Origin of the sequence: Vibrio panuliri (assembly GCF_009938205.1) — a bacterium.
GTDB lineage: Bacteria > Pseudomonadota > Gammaproteobacteria > Enterobacterales > Vibrionaceae > Vibrio > Vibrio panuliri.
Window position 1 is genome coordinate 2,916,246 of record NZ_AP019654.1, and the last position, 15,486, is coordinate 2,931,731.

General features: G+C 45.4%; 15 protein-coding genes and 1 pseudogene. 4 read left to right on the forward strand and 12 right to left on the reverse strand.

Translation table 11 applies throughout. The features are described from left to right. Window positions 1-38: 38 nt before the first annotated feature. Entirely contained in the window at window positions 39-1,691 is a 1,653-nt protein-coding gene (gene pgi / locus GZK95_RS13325; protein ID WP_075716380.1) for a glucose-6-phosphate isomerase, read from the reverse strand. 289 nt (window positions 1,692-1,980) lie between these two features. Between pgi and GZK95_RS13330 the strand changes: the two genes are divergently transcribed. After that, window positions 1,981-2,400 carry a secondary thiamine-phosphate synthase enzyme YjbQ gene (locus GZK95_RS13330; protein WP_075708948.1) on the forward strand — a complete coding sequence of 140 codons (420 nt, stop codon included), beginning with the start codon at window positions 1,981-1,983 and terminating at the stop codon, window positions 2,398-2,400. Between the two features lie 21 nt (window positions 2,401-2,421). Here the strand turns inward: GZK95_RS13330 and GZK95_RS13335 are convergent, their stop codons facing one another. Genes GZK95_RS13335 through GZK95_RS13345 form a run of 3 tightly spaced genes read right to left on the reverse strand, consistent with a single transcriptional unit; the run spans window position 2,422 to window position 6,121 of the window. Further along, the gene (locus GZK95_RS13335) at window positions 2,422-3,615 is read right to left on the reverse strand and encodes a BamA/TamA family outer membrane protein (RefSeq protein WP_075716381.1); all 1,194 of its coding nucleotides are present in this window, start codon (window positions 3,613-3,615) and stop codon (window positions 2,422-2,424) included. A 3-nt stretch (window positions 3,616-3,618) separates the two neighbouring features. Continuing rightward, on the reverse strand, window positions 3,619-4,695 hold the full coding sequence (gene alr, locus GZK95_RS13340; protein ID WP_075708950.1) for an alanine racemase: 1,077 nt from the start codon (window positions 4,693-4,695) through the stop codon (window positions 3,619-3,621). A 13-nt stretch (window positions 4,696-4,708) separates the two neighbouring features. Continuing rightward, the gene (locus tag GZK95_RS13345) at window positions 4,709-6,121 is read right to left on the reverse strand and encodes a replicative DNA helicase (protein ID WP_075708951.1); all 1,413 of its coding nucleotides are present in this window, start codon (window positions 6,119-6,121) and stop codon (window positions 4,709-4,711) included. Between the two features lie 214 nt (window positions 6,122-6,335). Here GZK95_RS13345 and GZK95_RS13350 point away from each other — a divergent pair, with 214 nt between their 5' ends. After that, the gene (locus GZK95_RS13350; protein WP_075708952.1) at window positions 6,336-7,073 is read left to right on the forward strand and encodes a DUF481 domain-containing protein; all 738 of its coding nucleotides are present in this window, start codon (window positions 6,336-6,338) and stop codon (window positions 7,071-7,073) included. Between the two features lie 73 nt (window positions 7,074-7,146). Here the strand turns inward: GZK95_RS13350 and rplI are convergent, their stop codons facing one another. The 4 genes from rplI to rpsF are packed head-to-tail and all read right to left on the reverse strand — an operon-like array spanning window position 7,147 to window position 8,555. Continuing rightward, window positions 7,147-7,599, reverse strand: a complete 453-nt coding sequence (rplI, locus tag GZK95_RS13355) for a 50S ribosomal protein L9 (protein ID WP_075708953.1) — start codon at window positions 7,597-7,599, stop codon at window positions 7,147-7,149. Between the two features lie 32 nt (window positions 7,600-7,631). Further along, on the reverse strand, window positions 7,632-7,859 hold the full coding sequence (gene rpsR, locus GZK95_RS13360) for a 30S ribosomal protein S18 (RefSeq protein ID WP_000090472.1): 228 nt from the start codon (window positions 7,857-7,859) through the stop codon (window positions 7,632-7,634). Between the two features lie 16 nt (window positions 7,860-7,875). Further along, on the reverse strand, window positions 7,876-8,178 hold the full coding sequence (gene priB, locus GZK95_RS13365) for a primosomal replication protein N (protein ID WP_075708954.1): 303 nt from the start codon (window positions 8,176-8,178) through the stop codon (window positions 7,876-7,878). Between the two features lie 8 nt (window positions 8,179-8,186). Then, entirely contained in the window at window positions 8,187-8,555 is a 369-nt protein-coding gene (gene rpsF, locus GZK95_RS13370) for a 30S ribosomal protein S6 (protein WP_075708955.1), read from the reverse strand. A 360-nt stretch (window positions 8,556-8,915) separates the two neighbouring features. Between rpsF and eptA the strand changes: the two genes are divergently transcribed. Both eptA and GZK95_RS13380 read left to right on the forward strand, forming a co-directional pair. Beyond that, window positions 8,916-10,547 (forward strand): phosphoethanolamine transferase EptA, encoded by a 1,632-nt coding sequence (gene eptA, locus GZK95_RS13375; RefSeq protein ID WP_075716382.1) that lies wholly within the window; start codon window positions 8,916-8,918, stop codon window positions 10,545-10,547. Continuing rightward, on the forward strand, window positions 10,544-10,903 hold the full coding sequence (locus GZK95_RS13380) for a diacylglycerol kinase (protein WP_075716383.1): 360 nt from the start codon (window positions 10,544-10,546) through the stop codon (window positions 10,901-10,903). The genes eptA and GZK95_RS13380 overlap by 4 nt, the downstream gene beginning before the upstream one ends. Before the next feature lie 30 nt (window positions 10,904-10,933). Here the strand turns inward: GZK95_RS13380 and bfr are convergent, their stop codons facing one another. The 4 genes and pseudogenes from bfr to fusA form a co-directional block, all read right to left on the reverse strand. Continuing rightward, entirely contained in the window at window positions 10,934-11,416 is a 483-nt protein-coding gene (gene bfr / locus GZK95_RS13385; protein WP_075708958.1) for a bacterioferritin, read from the reverse strand. A 73-nt stretch (window positions 11,417-11,489) separates the two neighbouring features. Continuing rightward, a complete protein-coding gene (locus tag GZK95_RS13390; RefSeq protein ID WP_075652509.1) occupies window positions 11,490-11,678 on the reverse strand; it encodes a (2Fe-2S)-binding protein in 189 nt (62 codons plus the stop codon). Window positions 11,679-11,999: 321 nt separating this feature from the next. Continuing rightward, window positions 12,000-13,182 (reverse strand): annotated as a pseudogene (gene tuf / locus GZK95_RS13395) (elongation factor Tu). A 154-nt stretch (window positions 13,183-13,336) separates the two neighbouring features. Further along, window positions 13,337-15,436: an elongation factor G gene (gene fusA / locus GZK95_RS13400; protein ID WP_075709694.1), complete on the reverse strand. Its 2,100-nt coding sequence runs from the start codon at window positions 15,434-15,436 to the stop codon at window positions 13,337-13,339. Window positions 15,437-15,486: the final 50 nt, after the last annotated feature.

The window sequence follows — 15,486 nt, forward strand, 5'->3', positions numbered from 1 at the left end:
TGCAGTCAACAACGCTGCAGCTTCAAATATGCAGGTTATTACGCTTTGAACGCTTTGAATGCGTTGATCAAACCATTCGTTGAGCTATCGTGAGAGTCAATTGCAGACTCATCAGCAAGCTCAGGTAGGATTTGGTTTGCTAGCTGTTTACCTAACTCTACGCCCCATTGGTCGAAGCTAAAGATGTTTAGGATTACGCCTTGTACGAAGATCTTGTGTTCGTACATCGCAATCAAGTTACCTAGGGTACGCGGCGTGATCTGCTTAACTAGAATTGAGTTCGTTGGGCGGTTACCTTCAAATACTTTGAATGGTACTAGTGATGCCGCTTCTTCTTCGGTTTTACCTGCTTTAATAAACTCAGCCAGTACTGTTTCTGCTGTTTTACCAAATGCGAGAGCTTCAGTTTGTGCAAAGAAGTTCGACATCAGTTTTTGATGGTGATCGCCTGCTGGGTTGTGGCTGATTGCTGGAGCAATAAAGTCACAAGGGATCAGTTTAGTACCTTGGTGAATTAGCTGGTAGAACGCGTGCTGACCATTTGTACCTGGTTCACCCCAGATAATTGGACCGGTTTGGTAAGTCACAGGGTTGCCGTTACGGTCAACGTATTTACCATTTGATTCCATGTTACCTTGTTGGAAGTACGCGGCAAAACGGTGCATGTACTGGTCGTAAGGTAGGATCGCTTCGGTTTCAGCACCGTGGAAGTTATTGTACCAAATACCGATTAGCGCCAAAATCACTGGAATATTGCTTTCTAGATCTGTGGCAACAAAGTGGTTATCCATTTCGTGCGCACCATCTAGCAGCTCAACAAAGTTGTCGTAGCCAACCGCGAGTGCAATTGAAAGACCGATGGCTGACCATAGTGAGTAACGACCGCCAACCCAGTCCCAGAACTCAAACATGTTGTCTGTGTCGATACCAAATTCAGAAACGGCTGGTGCGTTAGTTGAAAGCGCAGCAAAGTGCTTAGCAACATGCGCTTGGTCTTGAGCTGACTCTAGGAACCAATCACGCGCAGTGTGTGCGTTAGTCATGGTTTCTTGAGTAGTAAATGTCTTAGAAGCGATCAGGAACAGTGTTGTTTCTGGACTCACTTTCTTTAATGTTTCTACGATATGTGTGCCATCAACGTTAGAAACAAAGTGTAGGTTTAGGTGGTTTTTGTATGGTGCTAGTGCTTCTGTCACCATGTATGGACCTAGGTCAGAACCGCCGATACCGATATTAACGATATCTGTGATTGCTTTGCCTGTGTAACCTTGCCACTCACCGCCAATGACGCGTTCAGTAAATGATTTGATTTTAGCAAGTACCGCATTAACTGCTGGCATGACATCTTCGCCGTCAACCATCACTGGTTTGTTTGAGCGATTGCGCAGCGCCGTATGCAGTACAGCACGACCTTCTGTTTGGTTAATCGCTTGGCCACTGAACATCGCTTCAATTGCAGATTGAAGATCCGTTTCTTTTGCTAAAGCAAAAAGATGTTGCAACGTTTCTTGATTGATTAGGTTTTTCGAGTAATCGATAAGAAGATCGTTACCAAAACGAGTAGAAAACTTGTCAAAGCGTGCTGCATCGCTCGCGAACAACTCAGTTAAATCCATATCTTGAGCAGATTCAAAATGTGCTGTTAACGCTTTCCACGCTTGAGTTTGCGTTGGGTTAATATTTTTCAACATGGTCTCTATTCCGATGTTACAGTAGGTTTTATTCCTCAGTTTATGCAAACTTGGGAATCCCCGATTTTAAGCAAGAAAATGTGGTTCTAAGCTAGATGTTTGGGCGAAACACGACAAAACAAGAGCTTGTAATTTTTTTTCATAGGGCAATTATGGCTCAGCCCATTTTCAATCACATTGAGTTATATCACGTTCAATCACTTAGTTCATTGACGTAATATTTAATATTCCGTGAGATTAGCCTAGCTATCTTGCTTGAATTTGCCAAATAATTCGCCGAGGAAAGTTTATGTGGTCGCAAAAAACACTCACATTACGCGCCAGAAGACGTGGATTTCACCTAATTACTGATGAAATTGAACAACAATTACCGCAATTAAGGTCAATTTCAGTAGGTTTATTACATCTGTTTGTTCAACACACCTCCGCGAGTCTCACCATCAACGAAAATGCCGATCCAACGGTACGAGTTGATATGGAGAAACACTTTAACCAATCGGTCCCTGAGCGAGCGCCATACTATCAGCACACTTATGAAGGGGATGATGATATGCCTGCACATATCAAAGCATCAACTTTAGGCTGCAGTGTCAGCATTCCCATCCATCAAGGGCGCTTAGCTTTAGGAACATGGCAAGGAATATACTTGGGCGAGCATCGAAATGATGGCGGAGAACGGACAATTATCGCCACCATTCAGGGTGAATAGTGGCGGGGTAAAACACAAACGCTAGAAAGGCTGATTGATCATGACTCTAAACATGCCTTCATCGGATCCTTCCGCGATTTCAGCGCGCACGACAATGCCTTCCACTTGAAAACGTACTGCCGCGCCGATATTCCATTGCATGTCTTGATGTAACGTCTCTAGATTGTACTCATCAGCCACTCGACCAGACTCAAGGAAGACTACCCACTGCCACCATGGCATATTGTAGTAGTTAATCACTGGAATATCGTTGAGCGGTTGCCACTCAGGCATCACGCGATACTCCATTGAGTAGTGGATTGCCGAACGACCATGGTATCGACCAGAGGTAGAACCTCGCAAACGATACAGGCCACCTAAACTCACTTGCTCTTGTTCTGGCGGTCTTGCACATTGATTGCCATTACATTGATTCCAAGTGGGGGTATCTGCGGTATAGATGTCAAAGGCTACTACTTGTTGATCAAACAAGTCGCCTAGTGGACCAAGCGCAAAATAGTGGCTATTTTGAAACTCCCACTTAACCCAAGCGTCGGAGAACCCCCAGTTTTGGTCGCCAAGCGTAATATCCAATGCGGTATGAGAGCCACGGCTTGAATTACGTACACTATCCCGATTGTCCCAATCAAATGTTAGCTTAAAACCTGTCGCTAACTCGCCTTCTCGGTCTCGCGCATCGAGTTTACGTAACGAATAGAATGGCGTGAAACTGATTGAGGAGACACCTGACTCAAGCGGTGAAGCCGTTGTGACATTTCGACGAGGTTTAAATACCCCATTGAGCCCTTCATTTTTAAAGGTTCCCCACGGCAGTAAGTATTTAAACTCCGCTTGATAGTGCTCTTCATCGCTATTGGTGACAGTTTTATCTTCGTATCGAGAGTCATTTTTTCCCTGAGAGCCAAGGTAATAGGGCATCTCATTAAAATGCGCTTGATACATTTGCGCGGTGAACAGTAGCTCAGAGCTAAGAGCATAGTTATATGCCGAGAGGAAAGTCAGATAACTGTCTTTCGATGAGTAAAGCCCCATACCAAATAGTGCGGCTTGTGGTTGTCCGACGCCTTTTGCCACACCAGCTAAGCCATACGTTGCACCCATGGTTTCGGTGCTAAAAAAGAACGGCACAATAGCACTGTCTTTATCTTGACTAAAAACCTTTGGTGCTAAAAGACTACTAATAATGAGAGCGCTGGTCGTGACTGCTTTATTCATCCGTTACTCTGAATATTCCATTTCAACGCGAGGAGTGAGCTTAGTCACCAATTCGTAAGCGATGGTACCAATATGTGCCGCCACCTCTTCAGCCGCGAGCTCTTTACCCCATAAAATCGCTTCATCACCGACTTTATCAGTTGCTTGCGGTCCTAGATCGACCGTTAACATATCCATAGAAACGCGCCCTGCAGTCGGCACTTTACGACCATTAACATAAACAGGTGTGCCGTTAGGGGCGGTACGCGGATAACCATCCCCGTAACCTATCGCAATCACACCCACTTTCGTATCGCGCTCACTGGTCCAAATTCCGCCATAGCCAATGCTTTCGCCTTGCTTCACATCACGCACTGCGATGAGATGGGATTTAAGGGTCATTACTGGCTTAAAGCCCAGCTCTTCCGCTGACTTATCAGCAAATGGCGACACGCCATACATAATAATGCCTGGTCTTACCCAATCTAAGTGACTCTCAGGCCACGCAAGCACTCCCGCAGAGGCGGCTAGCGAGCGCTCACCACTGCAACCATCAGTCAGAGAGCGGAACAGCTCAATCTGTTGGACGGTGGCTGGTTTATCAAGTTCATCAGCACAGGCAAAATGGCTGATATAACGGAGTGGCTGCGCCACATTGTCACACGCTTTTAGACGAGTAATAAATTCTTCTAGCTGTTCAGGGCGAACCCCCAAACGATGCATACCACTGTCGACTTTAAGCCACACTTTCACTGGCGTTTCAAGAATGGCATTTTCAAGCGCTTCAAGCTGCTCAATGCAGTGCACCACAGTCTGAATATTGTTGGTAACCAAAACGGGTAAGTCGCCCGGTGAATAGAAACCTTCTAACAATAGGATCGGTTTCACGATACCTACCGCGCGCAATTGCAGCGCTTCTTCAATTCGCGCTACCCCATAGGCATCCGCCACATTGGCGTTTTTAGCGATCTGGTTTAAACCATGCCCATAGCCATTGGCTTTAACCACAGCCATCATTTTACTGTTGGGCGCTTGCTGTTTAAGCAACTGTAAATTGTGCTTAAGAGCCGCGAGGTCGATCTGAGCGGTTGCCGCCTTCATATAACTCATACTATTACTCGTCATCCATATCAAAGGCAGGGCCAGCGTAGTTATCAAAACGCGAATATTGCCCTTGGAAAGTCAATCGAACCGAACCGATCGGACCGTTACGTTGCTTACCAAGAATGATTTCTGCCGTCCCCTTCATTGAGCTATCTGGGTTGTAGACCTCATCGCGGTAAATAAACATGATCAAGTCAGCATCCTGCTCGATAGAGCCTGATTCACGCAAGTCTGAGTTAACTGGGCGTTTGTCTGCACGTTGCTCTAGGGAACGGTTTAACTGAGATAGCGCCACAACAGGCACATTTAGCTCTTTTGCTAATGCTTTTAATGAGCGAGAGATTTCCGCGATTTCCAAAGTACGGTTGTCCGATAACGCCGGTACACGCATTAACTGAAGGTAGTCGACCATGATCAGCGACAAACCGCCATGTTCACGAGCGATACGACGTGCACGGGAACGAACTTCGGTCGGCGTGAGACCCGAACTGTCATCAATGTACATGTTCTTCTTCTCCATGAGGATTCCCATGGTAGAAGAAATACGCGCCCAATCCTCATCATCTAATTGACCTGTACGAATCTTAGTTTGGTCAACACGAGAGAGTGAGGCGAGCATACGCATCATAATTTGTTCGGCTGGCATCTCTAGCGAGAAAATCAGCACTGGCTTCTCTTGCACCATCGCCGCATTTTCACACAGGTTCATCGCAAAGGTTGTCTTACCCATCGATGGACGTGCCGCGACAATAACCAAGTCTGAACCTTGTAAGCCTGCCGTCTTTTTGTTGAGATCGGTAAAGCCAGTGTCTACCCCTGTGACACCATCTTGAGGCGACTTGTAAAGTAGCTCGATACGCTCGAGTGTCTTTTCAAGAATGTTGTCGACGTTCTGCGGACCATCACTCTCTTTGGTACGTGACTCGGCAATCGCAAACACTTTGCTTTCAGCTAAGTCGACTAAATCTTCCGATGAGCGACCTTGCGGATCATAACCGGCATCGGCGATATCGTTCGCTACGCCAATCAACTCACGAACCACGGCACGCTCTGCGACAATATCCGCATAAGCATTAATGTTGGCAGCACTTGGGGTATTTTTAACTAGGTCAGCAAGATAAGCAAAACCACCCACATCATCGAGCTGCTCATGCAACTCTAGGTGTTCAGAAAGGGTGATCAAATCCAGCGGCTTACTGTCTTCTAAAATTCGCTGCACCGCTTCAAATATGATTCGATGCGGGCGACTATAAAAATCGCGCGCGACGACACGCTCAGCCACCGTATCCCAACGCTCGTTATCCAGCAATAAACCACCAATGACTGACTGCTCAGCTTCCAAAGAATGAGGTGGAACTTTAATTGCATCAACTTGTGCATCTGGTTTGTTGCGTTTGCGATTATCGGGTCTGGTATCTGCCATGGTTCTGCTCAACTACTTGCTATGACCGATTATTATAACGAGATTCGAACGCTTGTCTTCCATTGGCTCAAAGATTGTCGCTTTGTGGTAATAATTAACCTCTACTTGACCAAGAAGAAATGCGATACAGTTACCATTTCGTGCTATTTTGTAGGCGCAGTGTTTTTGTTTATTACTGATGAGGATCTTTGTGACAAAAGTTTGGTTGGCCTGTATGGGTTTATTGAGTGCGACATTGGCGCACGCTCATGAAACGGACACCGCTAGTGACATTGACGTCCCATCGCCGTGGAAAAGTGAAGTTGAGTTTGGCTATCAAGCTCACTCTGGCAACTCCGACTCTGAATCGCTCAACTCACGACTCGACGCAGAATATGTTCGAGGGCGTCACCGTACCAGCGCGGAGTGGAAGTTTTACTTACTTTATAAGGATGGCGAGGAAGACAAACGCCAATCGACTTACAGTGCGCAAACGGACTATAAGTTAAGCCCTAAAACCTATCTTTACGGCAGTTTTAAAGGCGTCGATTCACGATATAGCGCCTACTACAAGGACTATACGCTCTCTAGTGGTTTAGGTTATCAATTTGCCAATACCGAAGACTTTGTATTGGAAGTGGAAATGGGACCGGGCTTTCGTTATCAAGAGCCTAACTTAGATGAAATTGATGACGACGATATTATTTTCCCTGATATCGTTGAAGAGGCCATCTTTCGTGGCAACATAAGCTCCCGCTGGCAAGCGCTGGATAATTTATCACTGGCAGCGACCATGACGCTAGTATCAGGTAGTAGCAACACGCGTATCGATACCGATGCGAGTGTAACCAATGCGATTACTGAAGACATTGCGCTTAAGCTGGCATACTCCCGCCAATATCACGATCAGGTTCCAGAAGGACTACAGAACTCCGACAGTATCTTCTCTGTTAATCTTCTCTTCGTTTTTTAAGTGATAATCCATCCTAGAGATATAAAAAAAGCACCTCAAAGAGGTGCTTTTAAAATACGTCTTGATACTGATATTAGTCAGCAGCAACAACTTGTAGGTTAACTGTCGCGAAAACTTCAGAGTGAAGTTGAACGCTGATTTCGAACTCACCAGTTGTACGTAGAGCGCCTTCAGGAAGACGAACTTCGCTCTTAGCAACTTCAACGCCAGCAGCAGTAACTGCGTCAGCGATGTCACGAGTACCGATAGAACCGAATAGTTTACCTTCGTCACCAGCTTTAGATGCGATAACAACAGCTTCTAGTGCGTTAACTTTCTCTGCACGTGCTTCAGCAGCAGCTAGTTGCTCAGCAACTTTAGCTTCTAGTTCAGCGCGGCGAGTTTCGAACATTTCAACGTTAGCTTTAGTAGCCATAACCGCTTTACCTTGAGGGATAAGGAAGTTACGAGCGTAGCCAGATTTAACGTTTACTGTGTCGCCAAGACCACCTAGGTTACCGATTTTATCAAGTAGAATAACTTGCATTGTTTAATCCTCTTTCTTAATAAACCGACCGATTACTGATGCTTGTCAGTGTACGGTAGTAGTGCTAGGTAGCGTGAACGCTTGATAGCGCGAGCTAGTTGACGTTGGTATTTAGCGCTTGTACCAGTGATACGGCTAGGAACGATTTTACCAGCTTCAGTGATGTAGTTTTTAAGAGTTGCTACGTCTTTGTAATCAATCTCTTGTACGCCTTCTGCAGTGAAACGGCAGAATTTACGACGACGGAAGAAACGAGCCATGGGCTATCTCCTGATCTTAAATTTGAGTAATGTTGTCGGCATGCAACACTAATTTACCTACGCCATTTCGGCCGGTTTGGTAAGTGACAAAGCCGCCTACCTTAATGTTACTGCCTTGTACTAAGTTGTGAGTTAACGCTGTTGACCTTGCCCCACTGACGACGACTGGCATACGACAATAAACTTGGCGTGGTAAGTCGGCTTCAATTACCGTGGAACGGTGCTCTAACCAAAAACGGCAGTGCTCAATTCCACTTGGGCTTTTTGAACGAATCGGAGGCTTAGCAACAGTGCCGCTTAGCTCCATTCGATTGGTCATACAATCAATTACTCAGCAGCAGATTCAGCACGCTCTTCACGCTTTGCAGAACGTTCTTCTTTCTGCTTAAGCATGATTGATGGCTCAGTGATTGCCGCTTTAGTACGCATGATCATGTTACGTAGAACTGCATCGTTGTAACGGAAAGCAGTTTCTAGCTCATCGATTACAGCTTGGTCAGCTTCAACGTTCATTAGAACGTAGTGAGCTTTGTGAAGCTTGTTGATTGGGTACGCTAGTTGACGACGGCCCCAGTCTTCTAGACGGTGGATAGTACCGCCAGCTTCAGTGATTGAACCAGTGTAACGCTCGATCATGCCAGCAACTTGCTCGCTTTGATCTGGGTGCACCATGAATACGATTTCGTAATGACGCATGTGTTGCTCCTTACGGATTATTCAGCTTCCACAAATGGCTCGGTCATCCAGAGGAAGCAAGGAACGAAAGATAATTGACCGAGAATTTAAGAGCACGAATTCTACATAAAGCAGAAAATTTAAGCAAGATAAAAGATACGTCTAGAAGCGTTGACAAACTAAGTGAGAAATACGCTTTATCTCGAAAAGCCTCATCGCCTTGGAAAAGCTCAGTTCCTAGTCAAGCCAACCTGTAATGAAACACGAACAAACACAAAACATCACCAGCTCACCGGTTTGAACTCATATTTAATGTTGTATATGATACATAAAAATCAAACATGAAACCCATTAAATCATTTTTAACGATAAAGCATTGTAATGAAAATTCGATTAAACAGTATTACCTATACCATGTTGGTTGCCGCATTCTTTGCGTCGATGCAAAACATCGCTTTTTGGGAAAGGCTTGCAGCTATATTTCACACCATGCCGAATGCCTCATTTGGCTTTAAACTCTCTTTACCATTTATGATGTTCGCCATCATGAATGTACTGTTTACGTTGCTTATCTGGCCATTGATCCATCGCATCGTAGTGCCTTTTCTGATTGTCGCTTCTGCCGGAGCGACTTATGCTATGACGCAATATGGTGTGGTGTTTAACTATGGAATGATCGTCAGCGTTATTGAAACCGATATTGGCGAAGCAACCAGCTACCTTTCATGGTCAGTCTGTTTTTGGTTCTTTGCGCTTGCTGTCGTGCCGTTACTACTCGTCAGTCAGAGTAAGATTCGCTTCTACTCACTCGGTAGAGAGCTGCTGCTCAAAACGGTGAACATTATAGCTTCGTTGCTTATCGTCACCTGTGTTGCATCACTTTACTTTAAAGACTATGCCTCTTTGTTTCGCAATCACAAAGAACTGGCCTCAGCAATAAACCCAACCAACTACATCACCGCGACCGTGAGAGTTGCTAACAATCGGCTATATGAAGCCAATCAACCATTTTTGCAGATTGGTCTTGATGCTCAAAATAGTAATCTCACAAACTCGCGAAAGAACTTGATGGTGCTGGTTATCGGCGAGACAGCACGGGCTGAAAACTCGGCATTTAATGGTTATGAGAAAGAGACCAATGCTTTTCTTGCCAAGCAAGATGGCGTCATCAACTACCCGAATGTCACTTCGTGTGGAACTTGTACTGCCGTATCGGTGCCTTGCATGTTCTCGAACATGAGCAAAGCAAACTACAGTGCTTCCCAAGCGCGCAATCAAGAAGGGCTGTTGGATATATTGCAACATGCTGGCGTCAACGTACTGTGGAAAAACAATAACAGTGGGTGTAAAGGTGCTTGCGATCGGGTGACCTATATTGATGCTCGCGATACCAATAACAAACGTTACTGCCAATGGGGAAGCTGCTATGATGGTATCCTGCTAGAAGGATTAGAACAGCATATATCCTCACTAAAAGAGGACGCCGTCATTGTCTTGCACTTGCTTGGCAGCCATGGACCGACTTACTATAAGCGATACCCTGAAGAGTTTAAGCGTTTTACCCCCACGTGTGACACGGCTGACATTCAAAACTGCAGCCGAGAAGCATTGATGAACACCTATGATAATTCGCTGCTCTATACCGATTACTTACTCAGCGAAGTGATTGATATCCTTCAACAACATGAGAACAACTTTAATACCAGTATGCTGTATGTTTCTGACCACGGTGAATCACTCGGTGAAAATGGCGTGTATCTTCACGGACTTCCCGCAGCTATCGCACCAGAGAGCCAAACCCATGTACCCATGGTGACTTGGCTATCCAAACATACATTGGTAAAGCATGGGCTAGAGCAACGCTGTTTAAAGCAAGCGGCGCAACAGCCAATTTCTCATGATAACTTTTTCCATTCCGTGCTGGGTTTGATGGATATTACGACCTCAGAGTACCAACCTGAACTTGATATCTTTTCAAGCTGCACAACCCAACAACATAAGGCAACACAATGAAACCAGGTGCAACCGGCATCAAAAGAATCATCGATGCGACCCAATATTCAATGCAGGGATTAAAAGCAGCATGGGTTAACGAGGCTGCTTTTCGCCAAGAGAGTGTCTTATTGCTCGTGATGACAGCCATTACTTTCTTCTTGCCCGTCACACCTGTTGAACAAGCCGTGATGATTGCAACGCTGTTTGTCGTCATCATTACAGAGCTGGTCAACTCTGCCATTGAGGCGGTGGTTGATAGAATTGGTCCAGAGCGCCACGAGCTAAGTGGTCGAGCAAAAGACATTGGCTCGGCAGCCGTATTTGCTTCCCTTTGCTTGGTTGTCATCACTTGGGGAGTGATTTTGTTTCGCTAATGGTAGCGTCCCTCGTTTCGGGACGCCCTTTTACTCTTCATCGTCGTCAACAAACTGCGCCTGAAGATAGTTTTGAATACCGGTCATTTCAATCAAGCCTAACTGGGTTTCCAGCCAATCGACATGCTCTTCTTCATCTTCAAGAATATCTTGGAATAGATCGCGCGAAACGTAGTCATGAACATCTTCAGCGTAAGCAATCGCAGCCTTAAGATCGGGTATCGCCATCATCTCGAGTTTAAGGTCACACTCAAGCATTTCTTTGGTGTCTTCACCAATCATCAACTTACCGAGATCTTGTAGGTTCGGAAGTCCTTCCAAAAACAGGATTCGCTCAATCAAATGATCGGCATGATTCATTTCATCGATCGACTCATGATATTCCTTGTCTGCAAGGTGCTTTAAGCCCCAATCTTTGTACATGCGGGCATGAAGAAAATATTGATTAATCGCAACCAGCTCGTTACCGAGAATTTTATTGAGATGCTGGATAATGATGGGATCGCCTTTCATGGAATAACCCTCCTCGTTGGTTCATTTAACTGTAGAACCAATCAACCAAGAGTCAAAAAGGCGCCCTGCTGTTTTAGCAGGCTTGCTTGTACAATTGCGGAGCCGTTTCGTTAATTATCTGTTTGGCTTGCTTGATGCATTTACCACATTGCGAACCGAGTGCGGTACAGCGCTTGATGCTGCGCATATCAGCAATCCCCTCTTCGAGTACTAACTGTCTGATTTTTTTATCGGATACACCATGACAAAGGCAAACGTACATTTCTATTCTCAACGACCACTGTTTGTAGATGTAATATAAACAGGAATAGTTCTTACTACCAGTTAGATTTATAAAATTATTAATACCGATTTGTTATATCTAAAGAGACATACGTGGCAATACAGGCTTTATACGCAGCTAAACGTGAAGGACGAGAAATCTAGGTAAGAGTAAGTTTTTGTTTTGATTGGAGCGACAAAGAATCAAGATGGGATAGAACGATATAACTAAAAATGAAAAAGGGAAGCCTAAGCTTCCCTTTTTCTAGATGCGCATTCTTCTAACGAAGAAGTGTGCAAGATTTCATTTAATTCTTAAGAATTAAGCGAAGATCTTAGCAACAACACCAGCACCTACTGTACGGCCGCCTTCACGGATCGCAAAACGTAGACCTTCGTCCATTGCGATTGGTGCGATTAGCTCAACAGTCATTTGGATGTTGTCGCCTGGCATTACCATTTCTACGCCTTCTGGTAGAGAGATATCACCAGTTACGTCAGTTGTACGGAAGTAGAACTGTGGACGGTAGCCTTTGAAGAATGGAGTGTGACGACCACCTTCATCTTTAGACAGTACGTATACTTCTGATTCGAACTTAGTGTGTGGAGTGATTGAACCAAAGCTTAGCTAGTACTTGACCACGTTCAACTTCATCACGCTTAGTACCACGTAGAAGTGCACCAACGTTCTCACCAGCACGACCTTCGTCAAGAAGCTTACGGAACATCTCAACACCAGTACAAGTAGTAGTTGTAGTATCTTTGATACCAACGATTGCTACTTCGTCACCTACGTTTAGGATACCGCGCTCGATACGACCAGTTACTACTGTACCACGACCTTGGATTGAGAATACGTCTTCGATAGGCATTAGGAATGGCATATCGATTGCACGCTCAGGTTCTGGGATGTAAGTGTCTAGTGCTTCAGCTAGTTCTACGATCTTAGCTTCCCACTGCTCTTCGCCGTTTAGTGCGCCTAGTGCAGAACCTTGGATAACTGGTAGGTCATCACCGAAGTCGTATTCAGATAGAAGTTCACGAACTTCCATTTCTACTAGCTCTAGAAGCTCTTCATCATCAACCATGTCACATTTGTTCATGAATACGATGATGTAAGGGATACCAACCTGACGGCCTAGTAGGATGTGCTCACGAGTTTGTGGCATTGGACCATCAGTCGCAGCAACTACAAGGATACCACCGTCCATCTGTGCAGCACCAGTGATCATGTTTTTAACATAGTCAGCGTGTCCTGGACAGTCTACGTGTGCGTAGTGACGAGTTGGAGTGTCGTACTCTACGTGTGAAGTAGAGATTGTGATACCGCGCTCACGCTCTTCTGGAGCGTTATCGATAGATGCGAAGTCACGAGCAGCACCGCCGTAAACTTTTGCAAGAGTAGTACAGATAGCTGCAGTTAGAGTTGTTTTACCGTGGTCAACGTGGCCGATAGTACCAACGTTTACGTGCGGTTTTACACGTTCAAATTTTTCTTTAGACACGTTCGTGTTCCTTCCTAGTTATGATTCGTCGTGACCAGAATTGATCATCGACGCGCCAGAATCTGCTATTTTATGCGCCAACGTCCGTCAGCGCAATATTTGGACGTATTGATCTGCAAAAAAGTCTAGGACTTTTTTTACGACCCTTCGTCAATTAGTAACCACGCTCTGCAATGATTGCATCTGCAAAGTTCTTCGGCACTTCCGCATACTCATGGAACTCCATTGAGTATGAGGCGCGACCTTGAGTTGCAGAACGTAGGTCTGTTGCATAACCAAACATTTGAGATAGAGGTACTTGAGCACGGATGATCTTAAGACCAGCGTGACCTTCGTCCATACCTTCGATCATGCCGCGACGACGGTTTAAGTCACCAACAACATCACCCATCCAATCTTCAGGCGTAGTTACTTCAACTTTCATCATTGGTTCAAGAATGACAGGACTAGCTTCTAGTGCGCCTTTCTTGAATGCCATTGAACCTGCGATTTTAAACGCCATTTCGCTTGAATCGACATCATGGTAAGAGCCATCAAACAGTGTAGCTTTAATATCTAGAACAGGGTAACCCGCTAGAACACCACTGTTCATTTGCTCTTCAATACCTTTCGCTACAGAGCTAATGTACTCTTTAGGAACGGCACCACCCACGATCTCATCAACAAAGACGAAACCTTCACCCAGTTCAGAAGGCTCAAGTTTGATCCATACATGACCGTATTGACCTCGACCGCCAGATTGACGAACGAACTTGCCTTCCACTTCCGCAGTGCCACGAATGGTCTCACGGTAAGCAACCTGAGGTTTACCAACGTTGCAGTCAACGCTGAATTCACGCTTCATACGATCAACGATGATGTCTAGGTGAAGTTCACCCATACCTGAGATCAGAGTCTGACCTGTTTCATCGTCGGTTTCCACGCGGAAAGAAGGATCCTCTGCCGCTAGTTTACCTAGCGCGATACCCATCTTGTCTTGATCTGCTTGAGAGCGAGGCTCTACTGCAATCTGAATAACTGGCTCAGGGAATTCCATGCGCTCTAGAATCACTTTGTGGTTCTGGTCACATAGAGTTTCACCGGTCGTTACATCTTTCAGACCGATTGCAGCAGCGATATCGCCAGCGCGAATTTCTTTAATTTCTTCACGCTTATTAGCATGTAGCTGAACGATACGGCCAAAACGCTCTTTCTTGCCTTTTACTGAGTTGTAAACAGAATCACCTGTATTTACTACACCAGAGTAAACGCGCATAAACGTTAACGTACCCACGAATGGGTCAGTTGCAATCTTAAATGCTAGAGCTGCGAACGGTTCGTTGTCGTCAGCATGACGCTCAACTTCGTTCTCGTCGTCGTCGATACCTTTAATCGCAGGTACATCAACTGGAGACGGTAGGTATTCAACCACTGCGTCTAGTACTGCTTGCACACCTTTGTTCTTAAACGCACTACCACAAGTAGCCAGTACGATTTCGTTGTTTAGTGTACGAGTACGTAGAGCTTGCTTGATCTCTACTTCAGACAGTTCACCTTCTTCAAGGTACTTATCCATTAGCTCTTCACTTGCTTCTGCTGCCGCTTCAACTAGGTTGTTGCGCCATTCGTCAGCAAGCTCGATCATGTCAGCTGGAATGTCTTCGTATGTGAACGACATGCCTTGATCGGCTTCATTCCAGTTGATCATTTTCATCTTGATAAGGTCGATAACACCTTTGAACTCTTCTTCTGCACCAACGTTTAGTTGGATTGGAACTGGGTTCGCACCAAGACGGTTTTTAATTTGATCAACAACGCGTAGGAAGTCTGCACCAGTGCGGTCCATCTTGTTTACAAATACCATGCGAGGTACGTGGTATTTATCAGCTTGACGCCATACAGTTTCAGACTGAGGTTCAACACCAGAAGAGCCACAGAATACAACAACGGCACCATCAAGTACGCGCAAAGAACGCTCTACTTCGATAGTGAAGTCAACGTGTCCAGGGGTGTCGATGATGTTGATGCGGTGATCTTGGAATTGTGCTTCCATACCGCGCCAGAAAGTCGTCGTTGCAGCAGATGTGATAGTGATACCACGCTCTTGCTCCTGCTCCATCCAGTCCATGGTTGCTGCACCATCGTGAACTTCGCCGATTTTGTGAGAGAGACCAGTGTAGAACAGAATACGTTCAGTTGTGGTGGTTTTGCCTGCATCTACGTGCGCACAGATACCGATATTACGGTAGCGCTCAATAGGAGTTTTACGGGCCACGGTTGAATCCTCTTAACGTAGGGACTATTGCTATGACCAAGGAGTGTTGA

Bases quoted from the DNA above. Each gene is read 5' to 3' on its own strand.
- GZK95_RS13390 (WP_075652509.1), bottom strand. From the start codon at position 11,678: ATGTACGTTTGCCTTTGTCATGGTGTATCCGATAAAAAAATCAGACAG.
- GZK95_RS13345 (WP_075708951.1), bottom strand. From the start codon at position 6,121: ATGGCAGATACCAGACCCGATAATCGCAAACGCAACAAACCAGATGCA.
- eptA (WP_075716382.1), top strand. From the start codon at position 8,916: ATGAAAATTCGATTAAACAGTATTACCTATACCATGTTGGTTGCCGCA.
- pgi (WP_075716380.1), bottom strand. From the start codon at position 1,691: ATGTTGAAAAATATTAACCCAACGCAAACTCAAGCGTGGAAAGCGTTA.
- GZK95_RS13330 (WP_075708948.1), top strand. From the start codon at position 1,981: ATGTGGTCGCAAAAAACACTCACATTACGCGCCAGAAGACGTGGATTT.
- bfr (WP_075708958.1), bottom strand. From the start codon at position 11,416: ATGAAAGGCGATCCCATCATTATCCAGCATCTCAATAAAATTCTCGGT.
- alr (WP_075708950.1), bottom strand. From the start codon at position 4,695: ATGAAGGCGGCAACCGCTCAGATCGACCTCGCGGCTCTTAAGCACAAT.
- rpsR (WP_000090472.1), bottom strand. From the start codon at position 7,859: ATGGCTCGTTTCTTCCGTCGTCGTAAATTCTGCCGTTTCACTGCAGAA.
- GZK95_RS13350 (WP_075708952.1), top strand. From the start codon at position 6,336: ATGGGTTTATTGAGTGCGACATTGGCGCACGCTCATGAAACGGACACC.
- rplI (WP_075708953.1), bottom strand. From the start codon at position 7,599: ATGCAAGTTATTCTACTTGATAAAATCGGTAACCTAGGTGGTCTTGGC.
- GZK95_RS13380 (WP_075716383.1), top strand. From the start codon at position 10,544: ATGAAACCAGGTGCAACCGGCATCAAAAGAATCATCGATGCGACCCAA.
- priB (WP_075708954.1), bottom strand. From the start codon at position 8,178: ATGACCAATCGAATGGAGCTAAGCGGCACTGTTGCTAAGCCTCCGATT.
- GZK95_RS13335 (WP_075716381.1), bottom strand. From the start codon at position 3,615: ATGAATAAAGCAGTCACGACCAGCGCTCTCATTATTAGTAGTCTTTTA.
- rpsF (WP_075708955.1), bottom strand. From the start codon at position 8,555: ATGCGTCATTACGAAATCGTATTCATGGTGCACCCAGATCAAAGCGAG.